Origin of the sequence: Streptomyces corallincola, assembly GCF_019104725.1 — a bacterium.
Taxonomy (GTDB): Bacteria; Actinomycetota; Actinomycetes; order Streptomycetales; family Streptomycetaceae; genus Streptomyces; species Streptomyces corallincola.
On the sequence record NZ_JAHRXF010000104.1, the window covers coordinates 1 to 440 of the forward strand.

The 440-nt window shown below is 68.4% G+C and carries 1 protein-coding gene; it reads left to right on the forward strand.

The window, feature by feature from the left end; genetic code table 11:
• On the forward strand, positions 1-440 hold a 440-nt coding region (locus KUM39_RS27970), incomplete at both ends, for a molybdopterin-dependent oxidoreductase (RefSeq protein ID WP_217788572.1).

Consider the following 440-nt stretch of genomic DNA (forward strand, 5'->3'; position numbering starts at 1 on the left):
CGGGTGGGCCGGGAGTTCTTCGCGGCGCACACGGTCTCGGAGCTGTCCGAGTGGAGCGACTTCGCGTTGGAGGACCAGGGTCGGCTGACCGAGCCGATGGTCTACGACGCGGACTCGGACCGGTACGTGCCCATCACGTGGCGGGACGCCTTCGAGCTGGTCGGACGGACCCTGCGCGGTCTGGACAACCCGAACCAGGCGTCGTTCTACACGTCGGGGCGGCTCGGCAACGAGGCCACGTTCCTGTACCAGTTGATGGCCCGTGAGCTGGGGACGAACAATCTCCCCGACTGCTCCAACATGTGCCACGAGGCCAGCGGCCGGGCGATGACCGCCGCACTCGGCACCGGCAAGGGCACCGTGGACCTGAAGGACTGGGACGCCACCGACGCCCTGTTCGTCATGGGAGTCAACGCCGCCTCCAACGCCCCCCGGATGCT